The 251-nt window shown below is 45.0% G+C and carries 1 protein-coding gene; it reads left to right on the forward strand.

Going from position 1 to position 251, the window contains the following annotated elements:
- A partial coding sequence (locus tag GVO60_RS22315) for an EF-Tu C-terminal domain-related protein (RefSeq protein ID WP_263971957.1) occupies positions 1–251 on the forward strand: 251 nt, incomplete at both ends.

Genomic DNA, 251 nt, shown 5'->3' on the forward strand with positions numbered 1-251 from the left:
ATCAAAGAAACAACAGTAACTACATGTACTGGTGTTGAAATGTTCCGTAAGCTTCTAGACGAAGGTCGTGCTGGTGAGAACGTTGGTGCACTTCTACGTGGTACTAAGCGTGATGACGTAGAACGAGGTCAAGTACTAGCAGCGAAAGCTTCTATCAACCCACACACTAAGTTTGAGTCTGAAGTATACGTACTGTCTAAAGATGAAGGCGGCCGTCACACTCCATTCTTCAAAGGTTACCGTCCACAGTT

The sequence above is a fragment of the Vibrio atypicus genome (assembly GCF_009811315.1).
GTDB classification, from domain to species: domain Bacteria; phylum Pseudomonadota; class Gammaproteobacteria; order Enterobacterales; family Vibrionaceae; genus Vibrio; species Vibrio atypicus.